Consider the following 259-nt stretch of genomic DNA (forward strand, 5'->3'; position numbering starts at 1 on the left):
GGGACATAAATCTGCCTCTTTTCAGTGTTCAGTTCGTTAATTCATCTGTTGGGGAGTATAATTCCTCAAGTTAACTTGAGGTAAAGCGATTTATGGAAAAGAAATTACCCCGCATTAAAGCGCTGCTAACCCCCGGCGAAGTGGCGAAACGCAGCGGTGTGGCGGTATCGGCGCTGCATTTCTATGAAAGTAAAGGGTTGATTACCAGTATCCGTAACAGCGGCAATCAGCGGCGATATAAACGTGATGTGTTGCGATA

Annotated in this window: 1 protein-coding gene; it reads left to right on the forward strand. The window is 45.9% G+C overall.

All coding sequences use genetic code 11. From position 1 onward, the window contains the following. Positions 1-92: 92 nt before the first annotated feature. Positions 93-259, forward strand: a 167-nt coding sequence (locus tag FN960_RS24345) for a MerR family DNA-binding transcriptional regulator (RefSeq protein WP_438799993.1), incomplete at its 3' end; no start/stop codon positions are given.

Source organism: Alkalicoccobacillus porphyridii, from assembly GCF_007293315.1.
Taxonomy (GTDB): Bacteria; Bacillota; Bacilli; order Bacillales; family Bacillaceae_D; genus Alkalicoccobacillus; species Alkalicoccobacillus porphyridii.